Raw genomic sequence first — 24,077 nt, 5'->3', positions numbered from 1 at the left:
ATCACACAGCATGCCCCGGCGTGCCGGCATCGCTTCGGTCGGGAAGTGTCAAGTTTCCAGCCGGTGTATGGCATTTCCGGGTCAATTCGACACCGCCTCCGGTTTCCGCGCGCGGATGATCGCGGAGTGCATGCCGTCGGCGACCTGGTGGGTGGGGGTGATCTCGATGTCGGTGAACCCGGCCGCGTCGAGGCCCGCGCGGTATTCGGTGATCGAGAGCGCGCCGGCGATGCAGCCGACGTAGGAGCCGCGCTCGCCGCGCTGCTCGGCGGTCAGGGTGTCCTCGGCGACCACGTCGGACACGCCGATCCGGCCGCCGGGCACCAGCACCCGGAAGGTCTCGGCGAAAACGGCCGGCTTGTCCACCGACAGGTTGATCACGCAGTTGGAGATCACCACGTCGACGCTGCCGGCCGGCAACGGGATGTTCTCGATGGTGCCCTTGACGAACTCGACGTTGGTCGCGCCGGCCTTGGCCTGGTTGGCCCGAGCGAGGGCGAGCATCTCGTCGGTCATGTCCAGCCCGTAGGCCTTGCCGGTCGGGCCGACCCGCCGAGCGGAGAGCAGCACGTCGATCCCGCCCCCGGAACCGAGATCGAGCACCCGTTCGCCCGCCCGCAGCTCGGCCACCGCGGTCGGGTTGCCGCACCCCAGCGAGGCGGCGACCGCCTCGGCGGGCAGCTCGTCGCGCTCGGCTCCGGTGTAGAGGGTGGAGCCGAAGTTGTCGTCGAGCTCCACCGGCTGCGGGCCGCAGCAGTCGTTGGCCGCGCTCCCCGCCAGCACCGAGGACGCGGCGGTGGCGTACCGGGCCCGGACGGTCTCCCGCAGGTCTGTCTGTTCGCTCATGGGTGCTCTCCAGCCTGTATCGATGGTTGTCGATATGACTATTGCACTCTGATTCGAGAGCTGTCAATATAGAACTATGTCGAACCAGGAGCTTCCGGTGGTCCAACCGGACGCGGCGTGCTGCACGGACCTGTCGGCGGCGCCGCTGTCCGAACGGCGGGCCGCCGAGTTGGCCGGGGGGTTCAAGGCGCTGGGTGATCCGGTCCGGCTGCGGCTGCTGTCGATGATCGCCGCCCGCGCCGGCGACGACGTGTGCGTGTGCGAGCTCACCCCGGCCTTCGCGCTGTCCCAACCGACCATCTCGCACCACCTGAAGGTGTTGCGGCAGGCCGGTTTGATCGACTGCGAGCGGCGCGGCACCTGGGTCTACTACTGGCTGGTGCCCGAGACCGCCGCGACGCTCGCCGCCCTGCTGCGCGACCCGGCCAGCGACCCGCTGCCCACCCCGGCGTGAGGCGGCCACCGATGTCCGCGGTTCCGGTGGTGCTGTTCGTGTGCGTGCACAATGCCGGGCGATCGCAGCTGGCCGCCGCGCTGCTGCACCATCACGGACTGGGCCGGGTGACGGTTCGGTCGGCCGGATCCCAGCCGGCCGAGGCCGTGAACCCGGCCGCCGCCGCGGCGCTGGCCGAGTGGGGCCTGGACATCACCGCCGCGATCCCCGCCCGGCTGTCCGCCGCGGACGTTGCGGCGGCGGACGTGGTGATCACCATGGGCTGCGGAGACGCCTGCCCGGTGTTCCCCGGCAAGCGTTACCTCGACTGGCAGTTGGACGATCCGGCCGGGCTGCCGGTGGAGCAGGTGCGGCCGATCCGCGACGACATCGACCGCCGGGTCCGGGCGCTGCTCGCCGAGCTCATCGACGGCTGACCGCGCTCGACGGGGGACCTGAACAGCTCCGAAGACCAGTCCTCATCGTCTATTCGGCGCAAGGGGATGGCGGCGCGCCGGACGGGCCGGTGGCCCAGGTCGCCTCGGTCGGGTCGTCGGTGAGGTCGAAGGTCAGCGTGGTGCCGCCGGCGAGCGGGGTGTGGTCGATCCAGGCCCGGTCCCACCGCTCGTCGCCGACGGTCAACCCCTTGACGTACTGCAGTTTCGACGGATCCGCTCCGGGCGCGCGGAGCACGATGTCGCGGCCGTTCTCCAGATGGATGACGGCCTCGGGGAACCGGGGGGCGTGCAGCAGGAACTGGCCGGTGCCCGGCACGGCCGGATAGATGCCCAGGGCGCTGAACAGGTACCAGGCGGACATGGTGCCGAGGTCGTCGTTGCCGGTAACCCCGTTGGGAGCGTTGACGAACAGCGTCTGCGCCGCGCGCACCACGGCGGAGGTCTTCCACGGCTGGCCGATCAGCGTATACATCCAGGGGGCGTGCAGATCCGGCTCGTTGTTGGGGTTGTAGGTGTACTGCCGATAGTAGGAGTACGGGCCGACGACCCATTGTTCGCGCACGGCCCGGGCCGGATCGGCGACGAGCTGGGGGTAGGCGAAGAACTCGTCGAGCCGCCGCAGGGCCTCGTCCTTGCCGCCGAGGAGCGCGACCAGGCCGGGGACATCCTGCTGGGCCAGCCACTGATACTGCCACGCGGTGCCCTCGTGGAACCCGCTGGACTGCTGCGGGCCGTAACGGCGGAACAGAGCCGAGTACCACCGGCCGCTGCGGCGTTTGGGGCGCGGGAAGCCGGTGAACCCGCGATCAGTGACGCCGGAATCCCACAGCAGTCGGTAGTTGCGGCTACGCCGGCGCAGCGCGGCCGCGTCCTCGGTGCGGCCGAGGGCGTCGGCCATGATCGACAGTGCACCGTCGGCGAGCGCGTACTCCAGGGTGGCCGAACCGCCGTGCCGCGGGTCGGCGTCGTGGCCCTTGGCGCCGCTCAGCAGCTTCCAGAACGGGTTGTGCTGGACGAACCCCTTGGCCAGGTAGTTGGGATTCCCGGCCCGGCCCTGGAACTGCGAGTCCGCCGGCGGCACCTCGGTCACGTTCTGCCACAGCGCCGCATACGCCGCTTCCTCGCGCCCGGCCAGCGCGCCGAACCGCCACAGGTCGACCAGGAACGGGGTAACCGGGTCACCGGTCATCGTGTTGGTCTCCTGGTTGGCGTAGGCCCACCGGGGCAGCCAGCCGCCCTGCTCGTGCACGGCAAGCACGGACCGGGCGAGGTCGACGGACCGGTTCGGACGCAGCACGGCCAGCAGCTGGTTGTGCGACCGGTAGGTGTCCCACAACGACCAGAACTCATGGTAGGTCCAGCCGTCCGCCCGGTGCACCCGGTCGTCGAACCCGAGGTACCGGCCGTCCACGTCGTTTCCGGTCAACGGTTGCAGCAGCGCGTGGTACAGCGCGGTGTAGAAAACCGCCCGGTCGTCCTCGGACCCGCCGGTGATGTCCACACAGGACAGTTCGGCGCGCCACGCCGCGCCGGCCCGGTCGCGCAGCTCGTCGAAGCTCAGCAGCGTCCCGCCGGACCGCACCTCCGCGTCCAGGTTGCGGTCGGCTCCGGCATAGTCCACATGGGATATCGCGGTGTAGACGGTGACCTGGTCGGTGTCGGCGAAGGTGACCCACGCCCCGCGCGACCCGATCCCGCCGGCCGACACCCGCTGACCGGACGCGGCCACGGTCGGCCCCCAGGTGCCGAAGCCGTCGAACGGCCGGTCGAACGTGGTGACGAAGTAGGTCCGGTACGGTCGGCCGCCGCAGAATGCCTGCGCGACAACGGAACCGGAGATGGTCCGGTCGTCGTGCACCCGGATGTCGCTGGCGAAAACCGGTTCCTGGTCGTTCGCCTGGCCGACGTTGACGAGCACGTTGCGCTGGCCGGGTCCGTCGAAGGTGAACCGCTCCACGCCGGCCCGCACGGTCGCCGTGCACTCGACGGTGATCCCGCCGTATCCGGTGAGCCGGATCCGGAAGTAGCCGGGCTTGCCCACCTCACCGTCGTGCGTGAACGGCGTGGCATACCGCTCCTGGTCGAACGACCGGACCGGCCCGGTGGTCGGCAGGATCGAGACCAGCCCGCCCTGCTCGGGACATCCCGCCCCGGACAGGAAGAAATGACCGAAGCCGCGGATCAGCGGCTCGTCGTAGCGCCAACCGGAGTAGTGCGCGCCGATCGGGCTGGAATGCGCCATCCCGAACGGCATCGACGCACCGGGAAACGTGTTGCCGTCGTCCCTGGTGCCAATGAACGTGTTGACCGAGTCCACCGGGTCCTCAGGCGACATTCCCGAGATCGTACTGGAGCCGGTCACCCGGCAAGCGTCACCTCGGCCAACGGGACGAGCCCGTCGCCGGTGGCCCGTTCGATCGTGGTGACGGCGGTCCGGCCGGACAGACTGATGGTGGTGACGGCGTTGCCGAAGTGCGGGCCGGAGATCCGGGACCAGTCCACCGCCGCCGCCGGTACACCGGCCCGCCGGGCCCACCGCAGCGACACCGCCGCCAGCGGCGCCCACCATCCGGCGCGGAACGCCAGCCGCATCGGCCCTGGCACCGTGTTGTGGATGGGTGAGCAGGTGATCTGATAGACCGCCGCGCCGACCGGTTCGGCGAAGGTGGCGCGGGTGACGTAGGCGTGGTGCACGTCGCCGGAGAGCACGGCGATGGTCGCAGGCGGGTCCGGCTGCCGGCCGACCCGGGCGATGAGCCGGGTCAGCCGGTCGAACGAGGCGCGAAACGCCGCCCAGTGCTCGAGGTCGAGGGTCTGCCGCAGCCACTCGGCGAACCGGCCGCGCCAGCCGGGGCGGCGGCAGGCCCGCTCGTTGATCGACTGCAGGTCGGAAATGGTGTGCGGCAGCAGCCAGGGCAGCGACGACCCGACGAGCAGGTGGTCGATGTCCCCGTCGGCGTTGTCCTCGATCCAGGCGAACTCGTCCTCGTCCACCATCGACCGGGTGCCGCCGGCCAGGATCCGCCCGGCGCGGGTGTCGATGACCAGCAGCCGGGTCCGCCCGAAGTCGCGCCGGTAGCTCCACCGGGCGCCCTTGGTGCCGTCCACCTCGTTGTCGGCCTCGTCGGCGAACGCGACCAACAGGTCCTGGTTGTCCCGGCCGGACCGGACGACCTTCTGAAAGGTGGGGTCGGCGGCGAGGTCGGCCGGCCCGAGGTTGCCGATGTGCTGGTACACCCAGTAGGACGCGATCGCGGCGCGCAGCCGTTCGGTCCACCAGGGTTGCCGGCGCATCTTGCGCTGCCAGGCGTGCGAGGTGTTCCAGTCGTCCCGCACGTCGTGGTCATCGAAGATCATCGACGTTGGCACCGTGGACAGCAGCCAGCGCATGGTCGGCTCGCTCCACGCCTCGTGGTACAGGTGGGCGTACTCGGCGAAGTCGGTCACCTCGGTGCCGGGCGGCTGGCTGATGTCGCGCCGCTGCGCCAGCCATTCCTGGGTGGCGTCGCTGGTCTCGTCCGCGTAGACCTGGTCACCGAGCAGCAGCAGGGCCCGGGGCCATTCCGATTCGTCGCGGCCGGCCATCCGGCGGGCGTAGGCGGACAGCGCATCCGGGCCGAGGGCGTCCACCTCGAGCGGCTTGCGGCAGGAGCCGAACACCAGCAGCAGCGCGTCGTCCTCGCTGGGCGGGGTGCGAATGCGGCTGTACGGCAACGGGGATCGCGGTGGCGGCCAGACCGGTTCGCCGTCCAGCCGCACCTCGTAGGGTGTGCTGGTGCCCGGTCGCAGTCCGGTGAGGATCACCAGCGCGAAGTGGTGACCGGACACCTCGAACGTCCGCGCCGTACCGTCCAGGACGTCCACCGCGCACGGGCCGTCGGTCTCCACCCACACGGTCGCCGAGGTCTGGTCGACGTGCCGTAACAGCGGGCCGAGCACGAGTCCGGCCATCAGTGTTCCCCGGCAGATACGGCGATCGTCACCCGAGCACCGTATATACCGCGTCAGGGGGAAGGAAGTCACCGGACCGCGTCGGCGGCGTCGAACCAAGAACCGGGGTCGGCCCAGTCGGCGAAGGTCATTCCGGACGCGATCCTGGTCAGCTCCCCGGCCGGGTAGCCGGCCGGGTTCTCGGGCGCGGAGATCTGAAGGTGGAAAGCGCCGAGGTCCACGGTGATCAGCCCGTCCCAGACCATGGCGGGGTGACCGCCGATGGTGGTGTTGGGCCGCCACTTCGAGACGGAGATGTCGAGCGGCGGGCCGTCGCTGGCGAGAACGTGCATGACCCGCTTGCCGTCCTTGCCGAGGAACAGGCCGGCCGCCGGGTCGTGCCTGGCCAGCACGACGCCGCTGGGTTGCAGCTGGGCGGGAAGCTCGCCGAACCGGAACGGCAGCCGGGCGTGTCGGGGTTGCTCGAGCGTGACCCGGGAGGCGATCTCCAGCAGCCGGTCCCGAGCGGTGGCCTCGTCGAACCTCGCCTGCAGCACCGCCCACCCGCCGTCGGTGTACTGCCAGGTCAGCGACGGCTCGCCGGGCACGCCCACCTTGTCTCCGGCCGGGTAGGGCTCGATGCCGTAGTAACCGGGCCGACCGCCGACCTCGACGGGCTGGCCGGTCTTCGGCTGGTACGCGCCCGGCTCGAACAGCCAGAGGAACACGTCGGCGGCGTTCGGGCCTGGTGAGAGCGACAGGGAGGCGAACTGGTGCGTCGCGTCCGCCTCGAGGGTCAACACGTGCAGGCCCCCGATCGTGTTGTCGGACAAGGTGTATCCGAGAGCGGGCCGGGCGGTGAGCGGGGGCTCGGCCGTCAGCGCCTGCGTCGGCCGGCCGGCGGGTTCGCGGGGCCAGGTGGCGTAGCCGACCGAGACGGCGGTCGCCGCCACGGTCACCGCCGCGGCCGCGACGATCGTCGTCGCGGTGCGCCGCCCGCGGTGCCCCACCCGCGCCCGCACCCGGGCGAACACCCGCTCCGGCTCACCCGCCTGCTGCTCGCGGGCGACCAGCAGGTCCCGCAGGTCCGATTCGGTGAATCTCATGGCTGCTCCCTCGTCAGGACATCGGTTTGCTGATCCACCCGCAACGTGGCCAGGGCGCGCGCGGCATACCCGCGCACGGTCACCGGCCGGCAACCGAGCAGCTCGGCGATCTCGGCGTCGGCCAACTGCTCGTAGTAGCGCAGCACCAGGACGGCCTGCTGGCGCCGCGGCAACCGGGCCAACCGGGCCGCGAGCTCCTCGCGTTCGGCGTGCACCCAGGCGTGGTCCGGGGTGTCGGGCCGGGCCGGGGTGACCGTCTCGACCGGCACCACGCGGCCCCAGCGGCGGCGCCAGGAGATGAACTCGTTGACGATCATCCGGCGGACGTACAGATCGGGTGCGGCCATCTCGCCCACCCGCCGCCATCTGCCGTGCGCGCGGACCAGCACCTCCTGCACCACGTCCTCGGCAAGACCCCGGTCCCCGGTGAGCACCGTGGCGAACCGCAGCAGCACCGGCAGCCGGGCACGCACGAACTCCTCGAACGTCATCGCACCTCCAGCGGGCAATCCGCCATAACAACGCATTCCGGCGCCGATCCGTGGTGCCGAACCGTGGACCCGGTTCGCACCGTTCGCTATCGTGGTCGCGATCCTGGGGGTGGTACCGATGTCTGAGGCGAATCGCCGTGGTTTTCTGTCCTGGTTGTCGCGCAGTGGTCTGGCAATCGCCGCGGTCGGCGCCGGTGGAGTGTGGCCGGCGACCGCAATGGCCGAACGATCCAATGTTCTGGTTTTCACCAATGCCACGCTGATCGACGGAACCGGAGCGCTTCCGCGCCCGGGAACCACGATCGTGGTTGCGGGAAACCGAATCGCGGCCGTCGGACGGCACGGAATCGCGCCGCCCGACGGGGTTCGCGTGGTGGACCTGCGCGGGAAGTACGTTCTGCCCGGGCTGTGGGAGATGCACAGCCACACCATCGACCTCGAACGGATTCTGGCGCCGTCGTTCATCGTCAACGGGGTGACCAGCGTCCGGGAGATGTGGGGGACGCCGCACGTCCGCGCGGTGCGGGAACAGATCGAATCGGGTGCGCTGCTCGGGCCGCGCATGGTGCTGGCCAGCAACATCATCGACGGGCCGGACTCGATGCTGGCCGGCTTCGCGGGCAACAACCCGATTCAGGTGCGCACCGTCGCGCAGGCCCGCGCCGCGGTGCGGCAGGCGAAGCGGGACGACGCCGACTTCGCGAAGCTGTACTCGTTCCTGCGCCGGGACACCTTCGTCGCCGCCGCCGAGGAGGCCAGGCGGTTGGGCGTGCCGATCGCGGGACACGTGCCGGACCGGCTTCCGGTGACGCTGGGCAGCGAACTCGGGATGCGCAGCCAGGAGCACCTGTACGCGCTCTACGTCGACGTGTCGAGTGCCCGCGACGAGATCCGCCGCACCATCGAGAACACGCCCGTGGACCCGGCGAATCCGCTCGCCTTCTTCTTCACCGTGCGCGGGCTGGAGCGGGAGGCGATCAAGTCCTACGACCCGCGGCGCGCGGCCGAGGTGTTCGCCACGCTGGCCCGCAACCGCACCGCGCTGTGCCCCACACTGAGCGTGACGCGCGTGTTCTGCTTCCCGGAGGAGGAGTTCCTCCCCGACCCGCGGCTGCGGTACGTGCCACCGTGGGTGCGGCAGATCTGGGACGACAGCGTGCCCACCGAGGCGGAGTTGCCACCGGGTGAGCTGGAGGCGGGCCGGGAGTTCTTCGACGCGACGCTGCGGTTGGTCGCCGAGGCGAACCGGGACGGGGTGCGGTTCATTCCGGGCACCGACGTCAACTACCTTGCCCCGTACCAGTTCGCCGGGTGGAGCCTGCACGACGAGCTGGCGCTGCTCGTGCGCGCCGGGCTCTCGCCCATGCAGGCCATCCTGGCCGCGACCCGGGAGGCCGCCCGCACCGTGGACCGGTTGCACGTCAGCGGCACGGTCTCCCCGGGGAAGTTCGCCGACCTACTGGTCCTGGACGCCGACCCGCTGGCCGACATCCGGAACACGCAACGGATCCACGCGGTCGTCGCCAACGGCCGCCTGATCACCGGCGCGGAGCGGGACCGCATCCTCGCCGAGATCGAAGCGGAGGCGTTGCGCACCCCACCGCCGGCCGGCGGGCAACGGCCGGCGCGGCCCTGCTGCGCCGTGCCGCGCTAGCTGCGCCAATACCACCCCGAGGCCGCCGGGCGGATACTCGGGGTACACTGTGGCCGGTGGCCCGTTCTGTTCTGCCTCGGGCCGTTTTTGTTGCCCACGTCACGCGCCGCGGCCACATCGGGTTCGCGCCGGGCAGAACACCCCTCGACTTTTGGAGTTGTTGCATGCCGGCTGACCCGACGTTCGCCCTGTTCGGGTTGCCGCTCCGGCTGGTCAAAGCACTGGCCGCCCGGGGCATCACCGCGCCGTTCCCCATCCAGGCGGCCACGCTGCCGGACGCGCTGGCCGGTCGGGACGTGCTCGGGCGCGGCCGGACCGGATCGGGCAAGACCTACGCGTTCGCGCTGCCCGTGCTGGCCCGGCTCGCCGCCGCCCCCACGGTCCGTGAGCCCGGCCGGCCGCGGGCGCTGATCCTCGCGCCCACCCGCGAGCTGGCCCAGCAGATCGACGCATCGGTCGCGCCGCTGGCCAAGGCGCTGGGGCTGCGGACGCTGACCGTCTTCGGCGGGGTGCGCCCGAACCCGCAGATCGCCGCGCTGCGGGCCGGGGTGGACATCGTGATCGCCTGCCCGGGACGGCTGGGCGATCACCTCTCCGCCGGCCACGCCCGGCTCGACGCGGTGGAGATCACCGTGCTGGACGAGGCCGACCACATGGCCGACCTCGGCTTCCTGCCGGTGGTCACCCGGCTGCTGAACCAGACCCCGCGCGACGGCCAGCGGCTGCTGTTCTCGGCCACCCTCGACGCCGAGGTCGACGTGCTGGCCAGGCGGTTCCTGCACAACCCGGTCACGCACAGCCTGGACCCGGTGGCCACCCCGGTCGCCGAGATGGCCCACCACGTGCTGCGGGTGCAGCCGGCGGCCCGGCTCGAGGTCCTGGTCGACCTGGCCGCGGCCCCGGGGCGCACCCTGGTGTTCACCCGGACCCGGCGCGGCGCGCAGCGGCTGACCCGCCAGCTCATCGAGCAGGGGGTGCCGGCCGTCGAGCTGCACGGCGACCTGTCCCAGCAGGCGCGCACCCGCAACCTGCGCGCGTTCGCCGACGGCAGCGCGGCCACCCTGGTGGCCACCGACATCGCCGCCCGCGGCATCCACATCGACGACATCGCACTGGTCATCCACGCCGACCCGCCGGGTGAGCACAAGGCCTACCTGCACCGGTCCGGCCGCACCGCCAGGGCCGGAGCGTCCGGCACCGTGATCACCCTGACCACCGACGCGCAGCTGGCCGACGTGCAGGCCCTCACCCGCAAGGCCGGCATCAAACCGACCACCACCCGGCTGCGTCCGGGCCACCCGCTGCTCGCCGAACTGGCTCCCGGCGAGCGCACCTTCGTCGCCCCCGGCGCCAAGCCGGCCGTCGCCGCCGCACCGGCCCGGCGGCCCCGGCGCGGGCCGGCGAAGCCGGCCCGGAACCGGTCCGGAGCTCCGAAGAGCACCGGCAGCAAGCCGACGGCGGGCGCGGCGGCCTTCTCGTCCGGCTCGGGAGCCGGACGGCGCCGCGCCAGCTAGTACCCCCGCCCGGGATAAGCCCCCTCACCCGCGCTCGATCAGGTGGCCGATCACGTCCGGGCCGGGATGGGCGGAACCGGAGCCGTCCCGGCGCGGGTCGGCGGCGGGCAGCTCGACCGCGACGCCGGTGTCCGACGCGCCGACCGGCCGCGGGCCGACCCAGGCCAGCACGAGCCGGCTCTCCCCTTTGAGGAACCGGTGCGCGCGCACGCCGCCGGTGGCCCGGCCCTTGGCCGGGTACTGATCGAACGGCGTCACCTTGACGGTGCGCCCGGTCGAGGTCACCACCATCGGCTGGCCGTGCTCGTCGTCGTCGGTCCGGACCGCGCCGAAGTACACCACCGTGGCGCCCGAACCGAGGTTGATGCCGGCCATCCCGCCGCCCTTGAGGCCCTGCGGCCGGACCAGGGCGGTGGCGTAGCGCAGCAGTGACGCGTCGGACGCCACGAACGTGAGGTCCTCGGTCCCGTCGGTGAGCCAGGTCGCTCCGACCACCTCGTCACCTTCCTTGAGCCCGATCACCTCGAACTCGTCGGACCGGACCGGCCATTCGGGCGCGCACACCTTCACGACGCCGGCCCGGGTGCCGAGCGCGAGGCCCGGCGACGCATCGGCCCCGCCGAGCGGCGCGATGCCGATCACCTTCTCCCCGGACCGCAGCGACACCAGCTCGCTCGCGGCCATCCCGCCGGACAGCGACACCGTCCCCGGTTGCTCGGGCAGCACGGGCAGCGGCAGCACGTCGGTCTTGACCGCCCGCCCGTGGCTGGTGATCAGCAGAACCTGGCCGCGGGCCGTCGTGTGCACCACCGCGGCGACGGCGTCGTGCCTGACCCGGCCGCTGCGCCTGCGCCCCTCGGAGACCTCCTCCGACTCGGCCGCGGTCCTGGCGACCACACCGGTCGCGGACAGGATCACCTGGCACGGGTCGTCGGCCACCTCGAGCGGCCCGGCCGGCACCGACGCGGCCAGCACCTCCTTGAGGTCGCCGTCGACCAGCGCCGTCTGCCGCTCGGTGGCCAGGTCCTTGGCGACCTCGGCCAGTTCGGCCGCCACCACCCGGCGCAGCACCGCGTCGTCGTCGAGAATCCTGGTCAGCTCGGCGATCTCGTCGGTCAGCCGGTCCCGCTCGGTCTCCAGCTCGAGCACGTCGTACTTGGTCAGCCGGCGCAGCGGGGTGTCCAGGATGTAGTTCGCCTGGAGCTCGGACAGGCCGAACTCCCGCATCAGGCCCTCCTTGGCCGCCTGTGCGTTCTCGCTGCCCCGGATCAGCCGGATCACGGCGTCGATGTCGACCAGGGCCAGCAGCAGGCCCTCGACCAGGTGCAGCCGTTCCTCCCGCTTGCGCCGCCGGTACCGGGTCCGGCGGGTGACCACCTCGAAGCGGTGCGCGAGAAACACCTCGAGCAGCGCCTTGAGCCCGAGCGTGCGCGGCTGCCCGTCGACCAGCACCAGGTTGTTGATCCCGAAGGACTGTTCCATCGGGGTCAGCCGGTACAAGTCGGCCAGCAGTGCCTGCGGGTTCACGCCCACCTTGCACTCGATCACCACCCGGGTGCCGTTCTCCCGGTCGGTGAGGTCCTTGACGTCGGCGATCCCGGTGAGGCGCTTGGACTTCGTCACCTCGTCGGTGATCTTCTCGATGATCTTCTCCGGCCCCACGCCGTAGGGCAGCTCGGTCAGCGTGATGGCCTGCCGGCCGCGGCTGCCCTCCAGCGGACCGGTCTGCACCCGCGCGCGCATCCGGACCACGCCCCGGCCGGTCTCGTAGGCCTTGCGCACCTCGTCGAGGCCGAGCAGGATCCCGCCGGTCGGCAGGTCGGGACCGGGCACGAACTCCATCAGCTTGTCCAGCGTGGCGTCCGGGTGGTCGATCAGCCAGCTGGCCGCGTTGATCACTTCGCCGAGGTTGTGCGGGATCATGTTGGTCGCCATCCCGACCGCGATCCCGGACGTGCCGTTCACCAGCAGGTTGGGAAACGCCGCCGGCAGCACGGTCGGCTCCTGCAGCGAACCGTCGTAGTTGGGCCGGAAGTCGACGGTGTCCTCGCCCAACTCGCCGACCAGCAGCATGGCAGCCCGCGACATTCTCGCCTCGGTGTACCGGGATGCGGCCGGACCGTCGTCCGGGGACCCGAAGTTGCCGTGCCCGTCGATCAGCGGCGCGTTCATCGAGAAGTCCTGCGCCAGCCGGACCATGGCGTCGTAGATCGCGGCATCGCTGTGCGGGTGGTACTTGCCCATGGTGTCGCCGACGATCCGCGAGCACTTCACGTGCGGGCCGTTCGGGCGGTAGCCCTGCTCGTGCATCGAGTACAGGATCCTGCGGTGCACGGGTTTCAGACCGTCCCGGGCATCCGGCAGCGCGCGGGCATGGATGACGGAGTAGGCGTACTCGAGGTAGGAGTCCTCGATCTCGTGCTGCAGCGACTTGTCGATCACGGTCGCGCCCGCGCGGTCGAACGCGCCGGGGTCGATCCGCGTGGTTGGGCCCTTACGGCGTGCCATTGTGGTTCTCTCTTGCTCAGACGTCGATTGCTTCCTGGTCCACCCGCGCCGCCGACTCCACCAGCCAGGCGCGCCGGGGCTCCACCTTCTCCCCCATCAACAGCTCCAGCGTCTCGTCCGCCGCCCGGGCATCCTCCAGGGTGATCCTTCGGACAGATCGCGTGGCCGGGTTCATCGTGGTCTCCCACAGCTCGTCGGCGTTCATCTCGCCGAGGCCCTTGAACCGCGGCACCGGCGTGACGACCTGCTTGCCGGCCTTGATCAACGCGGCGACCGTGCTCTCCATCTCCTGCTGGGTGAACGTGAATCGGGTCTCCGGGTTGCGTCCCCTTGTCATCACCTTGTGCAGCGGCGGCATCGCGGCGTAGAGCCGGCCGTCCTCGATGACCGGTCGCATGTACCTGGCGAACAGCGTGATGAGCAGGGTGCGGATGTGTGACCCGTCGACGTCCGCGTCCGCCATCAGGATCACCCGGCCGTAGCGCATCGCGGCCAGGTCGAAGGTGCGTCCGGTGCCGGCGCCGAGCACCTGCACGATCGACGCGATCTCGACGTTGCGCAACGTGTCGGCCAGGCTCGCCTTCTGCACGTTCAGGATCTTGCCGCGCAACGGAAGCAGCGCCTGGTACTCGGACACCCGGGCCATCCGCGCCGAGCCGAGCGCGCTGTCGCCCTCCACAAGGAACAGCTCGCTTCGGGCCACCCCGGTGGTGCGGCAGTCGACCAGCTTGGGCGGCATCGCGGCGCCCTCCAGCGCCGACTTGCGGCGGGCGGCGTCCTTCTGCTGCTTCTGGGTCAGCCGGACCCGGGCCGCGTCGACCACCTTCTGCAGCACGATCTTGGCTTCGCCCTTGGTCTTTCGGCCCTCGGTCCAGGCCTTGACCTCGCGCTCCACGACGCCCTGGATGACCTTGGTGATCCCGGCGGTGGACAGCTCGTCCTTGGTCTGCGAGGTGAACTGGGGCTCCGGGATCCGCACGTGGACGACCGCGGTCATGCCCTCGAGAACGTCGTCGAGCGCCGGCGGATCCTCCTTCGGCTTGAGCAGGCCCCGGGAGCGGGACACGGCGTCCTGCACGGCCCGCGTCACCGCCCGGTCGAAGCCCTTGCGGTGCGTGCCGCCGTGCAGGTTGCGGATCGTGTTGGTGAAGCACTCGATCGTCTGCTCGTAGCCGGTCCCCCAGCGCAGCGCCACCTCGATCTCGGCCCGGCGCTCCACTTTGGACCGCATGACTCCGTTCTGGTCGGCGGCGTTCTCCTGGTAGCTGCCCTCGCCGGTGATCAGCAGGGTGCCGCACACCGGCCGGTCGCCGGCCGGGGTGAGGAAGTCGACCATGTCGGACAGGCCGCCGGGGAAATGGAAGGTCTCCTCGCCGACCATGCCCTCGGTGGCCTGGCGCAGCACGTAGCTGACCCCGGGGACGAGGAACGCGGTGTTGCGCAGCTTCGCCCGCACCGCCGCGACGTCCAGCGCCGCGCCGGCCTCGAAGTAGCGGGAGTCGTACCAGTAGCGGATCGACGTGCCGGTCCGCTCGCCGCGTTTCATCCGGCCGGCCACCTGCAGCCCGGACCGTTCGGTGAAGCCTGCGGACGGGCCAGGTCCATCGAACACGCCGGGTGTGCCGCGGGCGAACGACATCTTGTGCACCTTGCCGTCCCGCCGCACGGTCACGTCGAACCGGTGCGACAGCGCGTTCACCGCCGACGCGCCGACCCCGTGCAGGCCGCCGGAGGTCTTGTACCCCGAGCCGCCGAACTTGCCGCCGGCGTGCAGCCGGGTCAGCACCAACTCGACCCCGGACAGGCCGGACCTGGCGTGCACCCCGGTCGGGATGCCCCGGCCGTCGTCGTCCACCTGGACGCTGCCGTCCGCGTGCAGCGTCACCACGACCCGGCTGGCGTGGCCGCCGATCCCCTCGTCGGTCGCGTTGTCGACGATCTCGGTGAACAGATGGTTGATACCGCGGCTGTCGGTGGACCCGATGTACATGCCGGGCCGTTTCCGCACCGCTTCGAGACCCTCGAGATGGGTCAGGTCATCCGCCCCGTACAGGGCCTCCGCGCTCACCACCCGAGCGTATCCGCCGACCCGGCCGGTTCCCGGTCACACGCGCCGGAACGGCTGTGAGATAGTCCGCCGCTTGGTCACGGTGGGTGAAGGATCGTCGTTGCCGACCCGGTTCCGGGTCCGGTTCGCGGACCGGATCGCCGGCCGTGTCGCGGCACGGCGAACTGGCCGCGGCCGTGGTGGCGGTCGCGGTGCATCTGGTCACCCTCGGTAGCGCGGTGCTGGGCCTGTGGCTGAACCCGGGCCGGGTCCACCGCGAACTTTCTTCTCGGCCGGACGGGACAAGTCCCCCATGGCCCGACCTGCGGTCGGTGGCCGCGTGATCGGTAGGCTGCGCCGGTGAACATCGTCGCGAACGTCCTGATCGGGCTGGTTGCCCTGTTGCACGTGTACTTCCTCGTGCTGGAGATGTTCCTGTGGAAGACCCCTCGGGGCCGGGCGATCTTCGGCACGGACGCCGAGTTCGCCGAGCGATCCGCCGCGCTGGCGGCCAACCAGGGCCTGTACAACGGGTTCCTGGTGGCCGGCCTGGTCTGGGGCCTGATCGCCGGGGGCTCGATCGGCTACCAGGTCTCGGTGTTCTTCCTGCTCTGCGTCATCGTCGCCGGGGTGTTCGGCACGGCCACGGTCAGCCGGCGCATCCTGTACGTCCAGGCGGTCCCCGCCACCCTCGCGCTGATCGCGGTGTTCATGTCGCAGTGACTCAGCCGGTCACCGGCTCCCGGCCGATCCTGATCGTTTGTTGAGCTTCCCGCCGTCGCTCTTCGTCCGAATACTGTCCACAATGGACACTGCCCATGGGTCACGTTCGCCGCCTGGCCGCCGAACGGGCTCCTCCGCACGGCCTCGTTTCCCTGCCTCTTCGTGCGCCCGATCGGCACGTCGCGATCACGCTGGGTCCGAACGAATTCACTTCCGGACACAACAACCGCTATGGGAGGTCCTTGTGGCAGAAGTCCGGTTGCAGCAGGGTGATCACGGAGAATGGGTGGAGTATTTGCAGAAGGTATTGGAAAGCAGGGGAATCTCCCCCGGCAAGACCGACGGGGTGTTCGGTGATGTGCTGGGCGACGTAGTCAGGACCTATCAGGAGAGCAACGGGCTTACCGTCGATGGCGTCGTCGACACCAAGACCTGGGCCTCGCTGAAGGGCGAGAGCACCAACGGTGGCAGCACGATGGTCGTCGACTGGGCGCAACTTCCCTTCCTCACGGAACTGGCCCGATACGAGGCCACCGAAGCGGGGATGCGTCAGTTCCTCATCGATCGCGGTGTCGATGTCGATCTGCTGACCGGCGGACAGGTGTAGGGAGCTGACATGGGTGAATGGACAGAAGCGGACAAGACCTCGATGGTCATGCCGATCGGTGGCTTGATCAGCGGGTTGACCGTCATCGCCGGCGGGATCGCCGGAATCGTGTTCGGCACGCAGGCCAATGAGCGGGAGGCCGGCAGCGGCCAGGCCATGCTGACCGGCGGCATCACGGCCATCATCGCCGGCGCCGCGACGGCGACCGCGGGGATCACCGCGATAGGCCGAAAGATCGCGGAGGTCATGGCTCGCGACGACGGCAACGACAATGACAACGCGGCGCTGGACCAGACCAACCAGGTGCTCTCGCAGCTCGCCGTCGAGGTCGACAACGATGCAAACAAGGTGCGGGAAACAGCGGAGCAGTCGGTCTAGCCGATCACGGGTGATCCGCCGAGCCGAACGCGAACAGCAGCACGTCTCTCCTCAGGGAATGGGCCGGCCGGGGTGTCCAGGAGGCACTCCGGCCCGCCCAGCTCACGGCTCACCTGCCGATGGCGAACGTGAGTGCTCCCGCCGCGGCCAGCAGGCGGCACGCGCTGCGGTCTGGGACCCCTACAGGACTTTGGCGCCGTACATCTCGCCGAGCGGGTCGGCGAGCAGTTCGAGGCGAGCGCCGTCCGGATCGCGGAAGTAGATCGACGTCTTGCTCTCCAACAGGTACTCCACCTCCGCGGCGTCGAGCTTGCCGCGCAGGTGCTCCCAGCGGTCCGGCTCCACCGAGATGCACAGGTGGTGCAGGCCGCCGAGGACCTCGGCGTACGGGCCGAGGTCGAGGCCCGGCATGTCGAAGAACGCCAACAGGTTCCCGGCACCGATGTCGAAGAAGAAGTGGCTCGAGCCGGCGTAGTCGCGGTTCTCGAAGATCTCGGTCAGCGGGAACTCGAGCACGCCTTGGTAGAACTGGATGGTGCGCTCGACGTCCGAGGACAGCAGCGCGACGTGGTGCACACCTCGGGCGGAGGTGCGCGGCCGGTCGCCCGCCTCCTTCAGGTACGTCGTCCTGATCTCTTCGCGAGCCTTGTTGATGGCGTCGATGTCGATGGTCATGGTTCCGTGGCCCCCTCGGGTTCAGATGCGGAAGAACCCGCCGAGGAACCGGTTGGCGAGCGCAAGGTCGCCGCGCGCCGTGCCGGCGTTCATCCGACCGAACGCGGTCAACACGAGGCTCGCCGGGTCGAATTCGAGGACGGCGGGTAGGCCGTCGACCGGCCCTGGCTCGATCGCGACGCCGTCGGGGCCGGTGGTCACCTTGTGCTCGCCCGCGTTGACCCCGGACGCGACCCGGATGCCGAGCTCCGCGTGCTCGGTGAACGCGCCCGCCCGGGCGGTGGCCGACCAGAGCACGAAGTTCAACGGGACGAGCAGATCCGCCGCCTCCGCGGACAACGCGTGCGGCTGACCGATGCCCTGGCGGATGTCCCAGTTGTGCACGGCGTAGTCGACGACCTGGAAGATCGGGTAGAAGAACGCGGGCAGCGGGCCCATGTAGGTGTGGGGCACCAGCAGGCTCGTCCACTCCTCGTCGGTCAGGCCGTCGAAGATGCCGGTGAGCTTCTCCCGGTCGGTTCGGAGCCGGGCGATGAGCTCGTCCCGGCTGAGGTCCCGGAACCGCCGCGCGCCCGCGTCGACGGCGGTGGCCATGTCCCCTAGCGGGATGCCGGGATTCGGCTCCCCACGTCCTCGGGCGGCGTCGAATCCGACGAAGTAGCTCTCGGTGGTGTCGACCAGGTGGCCGATGACGTCCCTGGCCTGCCACTCCCCTGCCGCGGTGGGTGCTTCCCAGAAGGCGGGGTCTTCGACGAGGGCGAACATCCCGTCGGATTCGGTCTGGATCGCGCGGCGAAGGTTGTCCCTGCTTGCCGGGTCCATGAAGTTCCAGGCATCCACGACTGGCTCCTTGTCCGTATAGTGGACAAATGTTTGCTGTGCGGACACGTTAGGCTCGTCGAATGCCTGGTGTCAACGACCCGGCCGGCGCCGTCGAGCCCAACGACCGCGGTGACTTCGTCACCGCGTTGCAGCGTGGGCTCGACGTGCTGCAGACGTTCTCCCGGGCGAACCCGGTCCTTACGTTGACGCAGGTCGCCGAGTTGACCGGCCTGTCGCGGGGCACCGCGCGACGGCTGCTGCACACGCTCGCGCAGCTCGGCTACGTTCGGCAGGACGGGCGGGAGTTCCGGCTCACGGCACGGGTGCTCAACATCGGCTACGCGTACCTGTCCGCCCTCGACCTGGTCGAACTGTCGCGAGACGAGATGGAGTCGCTGGGGCAGGCGACCGGCGAGTCGTGTTCCATCGCGGTACTCGACAGCACCGACGTCGTGTACGTGGCCCGGGTGCCGAGCTCGCGGATCATGAGTACCGCCCTGGGGCTCGGTTCCCGCCTGCCTGCGCATGCGACGTCGTTAGGCCGCGTACTCCTGGCCGGCCTGGCAACCGCCGATCGGGACTCCTACCTGGCGACCGCGGCCCTGGAAGCGTTCACCGGCCACACGGTGACCGACAGCGCCGCGCTGCGCGCGGAGCTCGAGCGCGTGCGGACGCAGGGCTGGGCGCTCATCGACCAGGAACTCGAGCTGGGCGTGCGAGCGATCGCCGCCCCACTGCGAAACCGCACCGGCTGCACCGTGGCCGCGATGAACGTGTCGGCCCCAGCGAGCCGGGTCACGCTGGACTCCATGCGCAGCGAACTGCTACCACAGCTGCTGGCCGCGGCCGACCGCATCAGCGACATGCTCGCCAAGCAAATGTGAGATCACCGCGCGATCCGGCGTGGCGTGGGTCCACTTACCGTTCGTCGGTGCCTGATGTCGGTGCTGACCGGGAAGCCGCCGTCGGCTCGCGCCGGATAATGCGGGGCCTCGTGGGTATCCAGGCACATGTCGCATCAGCCTGCTGCCTTGACCGTCGGCGTCGAGGAAGAGTTCTTCCTGACCGGGAACTCCGGGGAGCTGGTGCACGTGGCCGAGGGCACCATCGCCACCGCCGACGAGGCCAATGCCGAGGGCGAGGGCGACGCGATCGACGTGAAGGCGGAGCTGCTGCGCGCGCAGGTGGAATCAGGCAGCGAGATCTGCCGGGATCACCGCGAGTTGCGCGCCAACCTGACCGATCTGCGGGCCCGGCTGGCCGAGGCCGCGCGGGAGCAGGGTGCCCGGTTGCTGGCGTGTGGCACGATCCTCACCGATTCCACCGACCCGCACCGGATCACGGTAGGACGGCGGTTTCACCGGATCGTCGACCATGTCGGTGATTTCGTGGTCGACGGCACGACCTGTGGCTGCCACGTCCACATCGGCGTGGACAGTCCGGACATCGCGATGCGGGTGAGCAACCATCTTCGTCCGTGGCTGCCGGTGCTGTTGGCACTGTCCGCCAACTCGCCGTTCTATCGCGGCGCCGACACCGGCTACGCCAGCTCGCGCTACCTGCTGTGGGGGCGGTGGCCCACGTCGGGACCGCCGCCTTACCTGGAATCCGTTGAACACTACGAGCGGATCGTGCGGGGGCTGCTCACCTCGACCGCGGCGCTGGACCGCGGGATGATCTACTGGGACATCCGGCCCTGCGAGCACCAGCCGACCGTCGAGATCAGGGTGCACGACACCGCCGCCACGGCGACCGAGGCCACGCTGATCGGGGTGCTGGTACGCACACTGGTCGCCGGCGCCCTCGAACGCATCGATCACCGTGTGCCGGCCGAGAAACTGCCGCACGAGGTGCTGCGGGCCAACCTGTGGCTGGCGGCCCGGGACGGCCTGGAAGGACAGTGCGCCGACCCGGTCACCGGCGAACTCCGCCCGGTGCACGACATTCTGGCCGAACTCGCCGCCCGCTGCCCGGGCGGCCGGGCGGAGACGGACTTCGCCGCCAGCACGCTCGCCGAGTTGCGCCGAACCGGCGGCGGCGCGGCCCGGCAACGCGCGGCCTACCGACGCCGGCATCGCTGGGAAGACGTGGTCACCATGCTGGTCGCGCAAACCCATGACACGTCCCCGGTGTAGCTACCCGCCCCTGTCGTGGCGGGATCAGGGCTTTGGTCGTCACCCGGGATGGTGGCCGGGGCCGGGATCGTGAGCGGGGTGGGGTGCCAGCGGAGTGGGACTCAGCACGGTGTCGTCCTCGCCGGCTTCCAACAGGGTCGCGGCAGCCCCGACGATGCGGGGATCCGGTTCACCGATGACCTCAGGATCTCTGTCCGAATAGTCGAACCGAGCCAGCAGGCTGCGCATCGCTTCGATACGGGCACGCCGCTTGTCGTTGCTCTTGACCACCGTCCACGGCGCCTCGTCGGTGTCGGTGGCCCGGAACATGGCGACCTTGGCCTCGGTGTAGGCATCCCACAGCTTCAACGCCTGGATGTCGTTGGAGCTGAGCTTCCATCGCCGCACCGGGTCGATCTGGCGGATCAGAAACCGGGTTCGCTGCTCGGCGCGGGACACCGAGAACCACAGCTTCACCAGCAGCACACCGTCATCGACGAGCATCCGTTCGAAGGCGGGGGCTTGGCGGGTGAACCGCTCATACTGCTCGTCGGTGCAATAGCCCATCACCCGCTCTACGCCGGCGCGGTTGTACCACGATCGGTCGAACAGCACGATCTCACCGGCCGTCGGAAGGTAGTTGACGTATCGCTGGAAATACCATTCACCCTGTTCGCGGTTGTTTGGTTTGCCCAGCGCGACCACCCGGGCTCCGCGGGGGTCGAGGTGCTCGGTGAACCGCTTGATGGTGCCGCCCTTGCCGGCCGCGTCGCGGCCCTCGAACACGATCACCATTCGCTGGGCCGTCTCCGTCACCCAGTACTGCAACTTGAGCAGCTCGATCTGCAGTAGCCGCTTCTTCCGGTCGTACTCCGGCCGGCTCATCCGCTGCTGGTACGGATAGTTGTCCCGCCAGGTGTCCACTTCGGAACCGTCCGGGCGGCGCAGGACCGGTTCGTCCTCGTCGCTGTAGTCCGCGGTGACACCCTCACCCAGCTCCGGGAACGCCTCCGCGACGTCGAGCGACTCATCGATCACCCGACCGGCATACCCCATGGACCCACCGGCAAACCGGACATCCGGGTACAGCTCTTCCAGGACAATGTGACCATGTCTGAGCCTCCGTACTCCTGGCCGGCGACGCCACCACGGCACGGCGACGTGGTGCTCCGGGAGTTCCGTGCCGACGACATCGGCGCGGTCATCGAGTTGTCGACGGATCCGTACCTCCCGCTCGTGACTACCTTGTCCGCGTGGGCCACTGCGGAACAGGCCGCCGACTGGATCGCCCTGCAGCGCGGCCGGCTGGACGAGGGTGTCGGATTCTCCTTCGCGATCATCCGCACCGCCGAACAGGGCGGCTACCTACGTGAAGGCCTGCTGCGCAGCCATCAGCGCATCGGCGACAGCCGGCGGGACATGCTCCTGTACGCCGCGATCAGAGCGACAAACACCTTGTAGCATCAGCGATCCGACCAGCATCGGCAGGCGGAGCAGCGGTTGCGGAGGGGGACAGCGGGGAGGGCCGACCGGTCGGCGTTTCATCCGGGATCCCAGCGACTACTCGGGCTCGCACAAGAGGACGCTGAGATTGCTCGTACCTTCCCCGACACCGGCCGGGGCATCCAGTTCCATTGCTTGAAGGTCCAGCACAGCCACGGATATCACCTCCTTTCGGCAGTTCGGCAGCACTGGACGCTACCGGCGATCACGATCATTGGGAACGTGCGGAACGCACGTTTCGTTCATGCGCGAGCGGCAGGCACGAGACCATGCCTGCCGCCGGCCGAACGGTCTTGTCGGGTGGATCAGCACGGACCAACGGACGACGCCTGGTCGTTCGGGTCCTTGCCGACGTAGAGCGAGGCCGTGCCCGCGTTCATGGGAAGGTCACGCACGGCGAAGTTCTCGTGCCAGTGCCAGCAGTAGACCATCGACGTGTTGTTGACCCACGAGCTCATCATGTCCGACCAGGTCCGTCGTTGTTGTGTTTGGAGCTGCGACAACCGGGGCAGGCATCCTCGGAGGCGTTGCGCGAATCCATCGGTGCCGATGACTCCGGCGCGAGGCGGCCGCTTTGGTGCTCGTCGCCGCCATCGACTGTCCACAGGAGACATGAGCTAAGGTTGCGGGGTGGAGATCTTCGACGACCTTGAGGCCGAGTACGACCGGCTCGATCAGGTCTTCGCGGGCTTGTCGGCGGCGGACTGGGTGCGCCCGTCGCAGGCGGCGGGCTGGAGCGTGGTGGACGTGCTGCTGCACCTGGCGCAGACCGAGGAAGCCGTGGTCGCCACGGTGACCGGTACCCCGCTGCAAGCCGAGGTCGCCGCGCCGAACCAGGACGCGGCCGGGGTGGACGAGGCGATGGACCGATGGGTGGCCGCCGAACGGGCCGGGCCGGAGCTGGTTTACCCACGCTGGCAGGCGGCTCGGCGCGCATCGGTTGCCGCGCTCCGGGCGGCGGACCCTCAGCGGGTCTCCCCGTGGGCGTCCGCGCCGCTGCGGCCGGCCACGCTCGCCACCACCAGGCTGGCTGAGCACTGGGCGCACGCCCTGGACATCACCGGTCCACTGGCCATTCCGTATCCGGACACCGTGCGTCTGCGGCACATCGCCTGGCTGGCACACCGGTCGTTGCCGTACGCGTTCACGTTGGCCGGTGTGCGGCCGGCCCCGGTGCGGGCGGAGCTGACCGGTCCCGACGGCGCGACCTGGCGGTTCGGCCCGGACGACGCCGACTCGGTGATCAGTGGGCCGGCCGGAGCGTTCTGCCGGGTCGGCGCGCAACGGTTGGCGGCGCGGGACTCTGGCCTGACCGCGACCGGTCCGCACGGCCCGACCGCATTGCGCGTGCTGCGCAACTACGCCGCCTGACCCAGCAGAATCGGGTTGACCATTGCCAGGCGTGTGGGGCTGTGAAATTCGCTGTCCGGTTGCCGGAGCACGGTGATAGACAGTCAGCGTGGCGAAGGCTCTGGGGTTCCCCGTTGTGCTGCGGCTGATCGACGAACGGTCGGTCGCGTTCCGAGCCGCGGTCGCCGCCGCGCCGAACCTCGAGGTGCGGGTGCCGACCTGCCCCGAGTGGACGTTGCTGGATCTGGTGCGACACTTGGGCAATTGGCACCGCCGCTGGGCCGCCACCGTCGCCGCGGGGCCTGCCGATGCTCCCCCGGCCGAGACCGCTTCGAACGGTGCCCCGGCTGTGCCCGGAGAACGCGAAGCCCTGCTGGCCTGGTCGGCCGAGTCCGCGGAGCAGTTGCTGAGCGCACTGCGGGAGTCCGGCCCGGATCGCGGCTGCTGGACGTGGTGGGGCGGGTCGCAGTCGCCGCAGACCTGCGGTGCTGTCGCCCGGCACCAGCTCCAGGAGGTCGCGGTACACACCTACGACGCCCAGATCACCTTGGGCGCCCCGCAGCCGCTGCCGGACGAGGTGGCACTCGACGGTGTCGACGAGTTCCTGTCCACCTGCTGCGCAGGGACGGCCGCCTGGCCGTACGAGCCCGCTGCCCTCGACTTCCACGCCACCGAGGGCCGAACCTGGCGCCTTTCGCTCTCCGCCGACGGCGCACAGGCCACCCGTCTCCCCCCGCCCGGCCCGATGCCCGCCACCCCTGCCGGCGAGAACCCGGACGCGGCCGCCGCCTCCCTCCGGGGCACGGCCAGTCAACTGGTTCTGGCCCTGTACGGCCGTGCTCCGGTGGACTCCCTGAAGCTCGACGGCGACCGACGTCTCTTCGACCTGTTCATCGCCTGGGCCCCGGATGAGTAGGG

The 24,077-nt window shown here is 70.2% G+C and carries 25 protein-coding genes; 13 read left to right on the top strand and 12 right to left on the bottom strand.

Annotation, left to right across the window (positions count from 1 at the left end; translation table 11 throughout):
* Positions 1-81 precede the first annotated feature (81 nt).
* A complete protein-coding gene (arsM, locus tag VFV67_RS11665; protein ID WP_326469530.1) occupies positions 82-846 on the bottom strand; it encodes an arsenite methyltransferase in 765 nt (254 codons plus the stop codon).
* Positions 847-922: 76 nt separating this feature from the next.
* On the opposite strand from arsM, the gene VFV67_RS11660 reads away from it, so the two are divergent.
* Together VFV67_RS11660 and VFV67_RS11655 are read left to right on the top strand one after the other, a co-directional pair.
* The gene (locus VFV67_RS11660; protein ID WP_326469527.1) at positions 923-1,300 is read left to right on the top strand and encodes a metalloregulator ArsR/SmtB family transcription factor; all 378 of its coding nucleotides are present in this window, start codon (positions 923-925) and stop codon (positions 1,298-1,300) included.
* 11 nt (positions 1,301-1,311) lie between these two features.
* The gene (locus VFV67_RS11655) at positions 1,312-1,716 is read left to right on the top strand and encodes an arsenate reductase ArsC (protein WP_326469525.1); all 405 of its coding nucleotides are present in this window, start codon (positions 1,312-1,314) and stop codon (positions 1,714-1,716) included.
* Positions 1,717-1,765: 49 nt separating this feature from the next.
* Here VFV67_RS11655 and VFV67_RS11650 read toward each other — a convergent pair whose 3' ends face one another.
* The 4 genes from VFV67_RS11650 to VFV67_RS11635 all read right to left on the bottom strand — a co-directional run bounded on the left by VFV67_RS11650 (position 1,766) and on the right by VFV67_RS11635 (position 7,264).
* Positions 1,766-4,072 (bottom strand): GH92 family glycosyl hydrolase, encoded by a 2,307-nt coding sequence (locus VFV67_RS11650; protein WP_326469523.1) that lies wholly within the window; start codon positions 4,070-4,072, stop codon positions 1,766-1,768.
* A gap of 23 nt (positions 4,073-4,095) precedes the next feature.
* A complete protein-coding gene (locus tag VFV67_RS11645) occupies positions 4,096-5,688 on the bottom strand; it encodes an alkaline phosphatase D family protein (protein WP_326469522.1) in 1,593 nt (530 codons plus the stop codon).
* Between the two features lie 68 nt (positions 5,689-5,756).
* Positions 5,757-6,773 (bottom strand): hypothetical protein, encoded by a 1,017-nt coding sequence (locus VFV67_RS11640; protein ID WP_326469520.1) that lies wholly within the window; start codon positions 6,771-6,773, stop codon positions 5,757-5,759.
* Positions 6,770-7,264 carry a SigE family RNA polymerase sigma factor gene (locus VFV67_RS11635; protein ID WP_326469519.1) on the bottom strand — a complete coding sequence of 165 codons (495 nt, stop codon included), beginning with the start codon at positions 7,262-7,264 and terminating at the stop codon, positions 6,770-6,772. Before VFV67_RS11635 ends, VFV67_RS11640 begins: the two co-directional genes overlap by 4 nt.
* 118 nt (positions 7,265-7,382) lie before the next feature.
* Between VFV67_RS11635 and VFV67_RS11630 the strand changes: the two genes are divergently transcribed.
* Positions 7,383-8,918, top strand: coding sequence for an amidohydrolase family protein (locus VFV67_RS11630; protein ID WP_326469517.1), 1,536 nt, complete (start codon positions 7,383-7,385; stop codon positions 8,916-8,918).
* 164 nt (positions 8,919-9,082) lie between these two features.
* Positions 9,083-10,432 (top strand): DEAD/DEAH box helicase, encoded by a 1,350-nt coding sequence (locus tag VFV67_RS11625; RefSeq protein WP_326469514.1) that lies wholly within the window; start codon positions 9,083-9,085, stop codon positions 10,430-10,432.
* A gap of 24 nt (positions 10,433-10,456) precedes the next feature.
* Here the strand turns inward: VFV67_RS11625 and VFV67_RS11620 are convergent, their stop codons facing one another.
* Both VFV67_RS11620 and VFV67_RS11615 read right to left on the bottom strand, forming a co-directional pair.
* Positions 10,457-12,940 carry a DNA topoisomerase (ATP-hydrolyzing) gene (locus tag VFV67_RS11620; RefSeq protein ID WP_326469513.1) on the bottom strand — a complete coding sequence of 828 codons (2,484 nt, stop codon included), beginning with the start codon at positions 12,938-12,940 and terminating at the stop codon, positions 10,457-10,459.
* Between the two features lie 16 nt (positions 12,941-12,956).
* Positions 12,957-15,008: a DNA topoisomerase IV subunit B gene (locus VFV67_RS11615; RefSeq protein WP_326469511.1), complete on the bottom strand. Its 2,052-nt coding sequence runs from the start codon at positions 15,006-15,008 to the stop codon at positions 12,957-12,959.
* Positions 15,009-15,154: 146 nt separating this feature from the next.
* Here VFV67_RS11615 and VFV67_RS11610 point away from each other — a divergent pair, with 146 nt between their 5' ends.
* The 4 genes from VFV67_RS11610 to VFV67_RS11595 all read left to right on the top strand — a co-directional run bounded on the left by VFV67_RS11610 (position 15,155) and on the right by VFV67_RS11595 (position 16,695).
* Positions 15,155-15,331 (top strand): hypothetical protein, encoded by a 177-nt coding sequence (locus tag VFV67_RS11610; protein ID WP_326469510.1) that lies wholly within the window; start codon positions 15,155-15,157, stop codon positions 15,329-15,331.
* 16 nt (positions 15,332-15,347) lie between these two features.
* A complete protein-coding gene (locus VFV67_RS11605; RefSeq protein WP_326469508.1) occupies positions 15,348-15,710 on the top strand; it encodes a DUF1304 domain-containing protein in 363 nt (120 codons plus the stop codon).
* Between the two features lie 286 nt (positions 15,711-15,996).
* Positions 15,997-16,317 (top strand): peptidoglycan-binding domain-containing protein, encoded by a 321-nt coding sequence (locus tag VFV67_RS11600; RefSeq protein ID WP_326469506.1) that lies wholly within the window; start codon positions 15,997-15,999, stop codon positions 16,315-16,317.
* Between the two features lie 42 nt (positions 16,318-16,359).
* Complete coding sequence (locus VFV67_RS11595; protein ID WP_326469504.1) at positions 16,360-16,695, top strand: hypothetical protein; 336 nt, start codon at positions 16,360-16,362, stop codon at positions 16,693-16,695.
* 180 nt (positions 16,696-16,875) lie between these two features.
* Here VFV67_RS11595 and VFV67_RS11590 read toward each other — a convergent pair whose 3' ends face one another.
* Together VFV67_RS11590 and VFV67_RS11585 are read right to left on the bottom strand one after the other, a co-directional pair.
* Positions 16,876-17,370, bottom strand: coding sequence for a VOC family protein (locus VFV67_RS11590; RefSeq protein ID WP_326469502.1), 495 nt, complete (start codon positions 17,368-17,370; stop codon positions 16,876-16,878).
* A 21-nt stretch (positions 17,371-17,391) separates the two neighbouring features.
* Positions 17,392-18,210 carry a maleylpyruvate isomerase family mycothiol-dependent enzyme gene (locus VFV67_RS11585; RefSeq protein ID WP_326469501.1) on the bottom strand — a complete coding sequence of 273 codons (819 nt, stop codon included), beginning with the start codon at positions 18,208-18,210 and terminating at the stop codon, positions 17,392-17,394.
* A gap of 62 nt (positions 18,211-18,272) precedes the next feature.
* Between VFV67_RS11585 and VFV67_RS11580 the strand changes: the two genes are divergently transcribed.
* The gene (locus tag VFV67_RS11580; protein ID WP_326469500.1) at positions 18,273-19,076 is read left to right on the top strand and encodes an IclR family transcriptional regulator domain-containing protein; all 804 of its coding nucleotides are present in this window, start codon (positions 18,273-18,275) and stop codon (positions 19,074-19,076) included.
* 147 nt (positions 19,077-19,223) lie between these two features.
* Positions 19,224-20,327: a glutamate--cysteine ligase gene (locus VFV67_RS11575; protein WP_326469498.1), complete on the top strand. Its 1,104-nt coding sequence runs from the start codon at positions 19,224-19,226 to the stop codon at positions 20,325-20,327.
* Positions 20,328-20,366: 39 nt separating this feature from the next.
* On the opposite strand, the gene ppk2 is transcribed toward VFV67_RS11575, so the two are convergent.
* Positions 20,367-21,344, bottom strand: coding sequence for a polyphosphate kinase 2 (gene ppk2, locus VFV67_RS11570; protein WP_326469496.1), 978 nt, complete (start codon positions 21,342-21,344; stop codon positions 20,367-20,369).
* Between the two features lie 72 nt (positions 21,345-21,416).
* On the opposite strand from ppk2, the gene VFV67_RS11565 reads away from it, so the two are divergent.
* A complete protein-coding gene (locus tag VFV67_RS11565) occupies positions 21,417-21,767 on the top strand; it encodes a hypothetical protein (RefSeq protein WP_326469494.1) in 351 nt (116 codons plus the stop codon).
* 99 nt (positions 21,768-21,866) lie between these two features.
* On the opposite strand, the gene VFV67_RS36760 is transcribed toward VFV67_RS11565, so the two are convergent.
* Positions 21,867-21,959 carry a SapB/AmfS family lanthipeptide gene (locus VFV67_RS36760; RefSeq protein WP_414636231.1) on the bottom strand — a complete coding sequence of 31 codons (93 nt, stop codon included), beginning with the start codon at positions 21,957-21,959 and terminating at the stop codon, positions 21,867-21,869.
* Positions 21,960-22,114: 155 nt separating this feature from the next.
* Positions 22,115-22,270, bottom strand: a complete 156-nt coding sequence (locus VFV67_RS11560) for a hypothetical protein (protein ID WP_326469493.1) — start codon at positions 22,268-22,270, stop codon at positions 22,115-22,117.
* 169 nt (positions 22,271-22,439) lie between these two features.
* Here VFV67_RS11560 and VFV67_RS11555 point away from each other — a divergent pair, with 169 nt between their 5' ends.
* Both VFV67_RS11555 and VFV67_RS11550 read left to right on the top strand, forming a co-directional pair.
* Entirely contained in the window at positions 22,440-23,180 is a 741-nt protein-coding gene (locus VFV67_RS11555) for a maleylpyruvate isomerase family mycothiol-dependent enzyme (RefSeq protein ID WP_326469492.1), read from the top strand.
* An 88-nt stretch (positions 23,181-23,268) separates the two neighbouring features.
* Positions 23,269-24,075, top strand: coding sequence for a maleylpyruvate isomerase family mycothiol-dependent enzyme (locus VFV67_RS11550; protein ID WP_326469491.1), 807 nt, complete (start codon positions 23,269-23,271; stop codon positions 24,073-24,075).
* The last annotated feature ends 2 nt before the right edge of the window (positions 24,076-24,077 follow it).

The organism is Actinophytocola sp. (assembly GCF_035762905.1).
In the GTDB taxonomy this organism is placed as follows: Bacteria; Actinomycetota; Actinomycetes; order Mycobacteriales; family Pseudonocardiaceae; genus DASYTH01.
This window is presented reverse-complemented; position numbering and strand designations above follow the sequence as displayed.

Coding starts and splice junctions, on each gene's coding strand:
- VFV67_RS11595 (WP_326469504.1), top strand. CDS start 16,360: ATGGTCATGCCGATCGGTGGCTTGATCAGCGGGTTGACCGTCATCGCC.
- VFV67_RS11640 (WP_326469520.1), bottom strand. CDS start 6,773: ATGAGATTCACCGAATCGGACCTGCGGGACCTGCTGGTCGCCCGCGAG.
- VFV67_RS11590 (WP_326469502.1), bottom strand. CDS start 17,370: ATGACCATCGACATCGACGCCATCAACAAGGCTCGCGAAGAGATCAGG.
- VFV67_RS11625 (WP_326469514.1), top strand. CDS start 9,083: ATGCCGGCTGACCCGACGTTCGCCCTGTTCGGGTTGCCGCTCCGGCTG.
- VFV67_RS11620 (WP_326469513.1), bottom strand. CDS start 12,940: ATGGCACGCCGTAAGGGCCCAACCACGCGGATCGACCCCGGCGCGTTC.
- VFV67_RS11565 (WP_326469494.1), top strand. CDS start 21,417: ATGTCTGAGCCTCCGTACTCCTGGCCGGCGACGCCACCACGGCACGGC.
- VFV67_RS11560 (WP_326469493.1), bottom strand. CDS start 22,270: ATGATGAGCTCGTGGGTCAACAACACGTCGATGGTCTACTGCTGGCAC.
- VFV67_RS11630 (WP_326469517.1), top strand. CDS start 7,383: ATGTCTGAGGCGAATCGCCGTGGTTTTCTGTCCTGGTTGTCGCGCAGT.
- VFV67_RS11660 (WP_326469527.1), top strand. CDS start 923: ATGTCGAACCAGGAGCTTCCGGTGGTCCAACCGGACGCGGCGTGCTGC.
- VFV67_RS11635 (WP_326469519.1), bottom strand. CDS start 7,264: ATGACGTTCGAGGAGTTCGTGCGTGCCCGGCTGCCGGTGCTGCTGCGG.
- VFV67_RS11580 (WP_326469500.1), top strand. CDS start 18,273: ATGCCTGGTGTCAACGACCCGGCCGGCGCCGTCGAGCCCAACGACCGC.
- VFV67_RS11650 (WP_326469523.1), bottom strand. CDS start 4,072: ATGTCGCCTGAGGACCCGGTGGACTCGGTCAACACGTTCATTGGCACC.
- VFV67_RS11645 (WP_326469522.1), bottom strand. CDS start 5,688: ATGGCCGGACTCGTGCTCGGCCCGCTGTTACGGCACGTCGACCAGACC.
- VFV67_RS11655 (WP_326469525.1), top strand. CDS start 1,312: ATGTCCGCGGTTCCGGTGGTGCTGTTCGTGTGCGTGCACAATGCCGGG.
- arsM (WP_326469530.1), bottom strand. CDS start 846: ATGAGCGAACAGACAGACCTGCGGGAGACCGTCCGGGCCCGGTACGCC.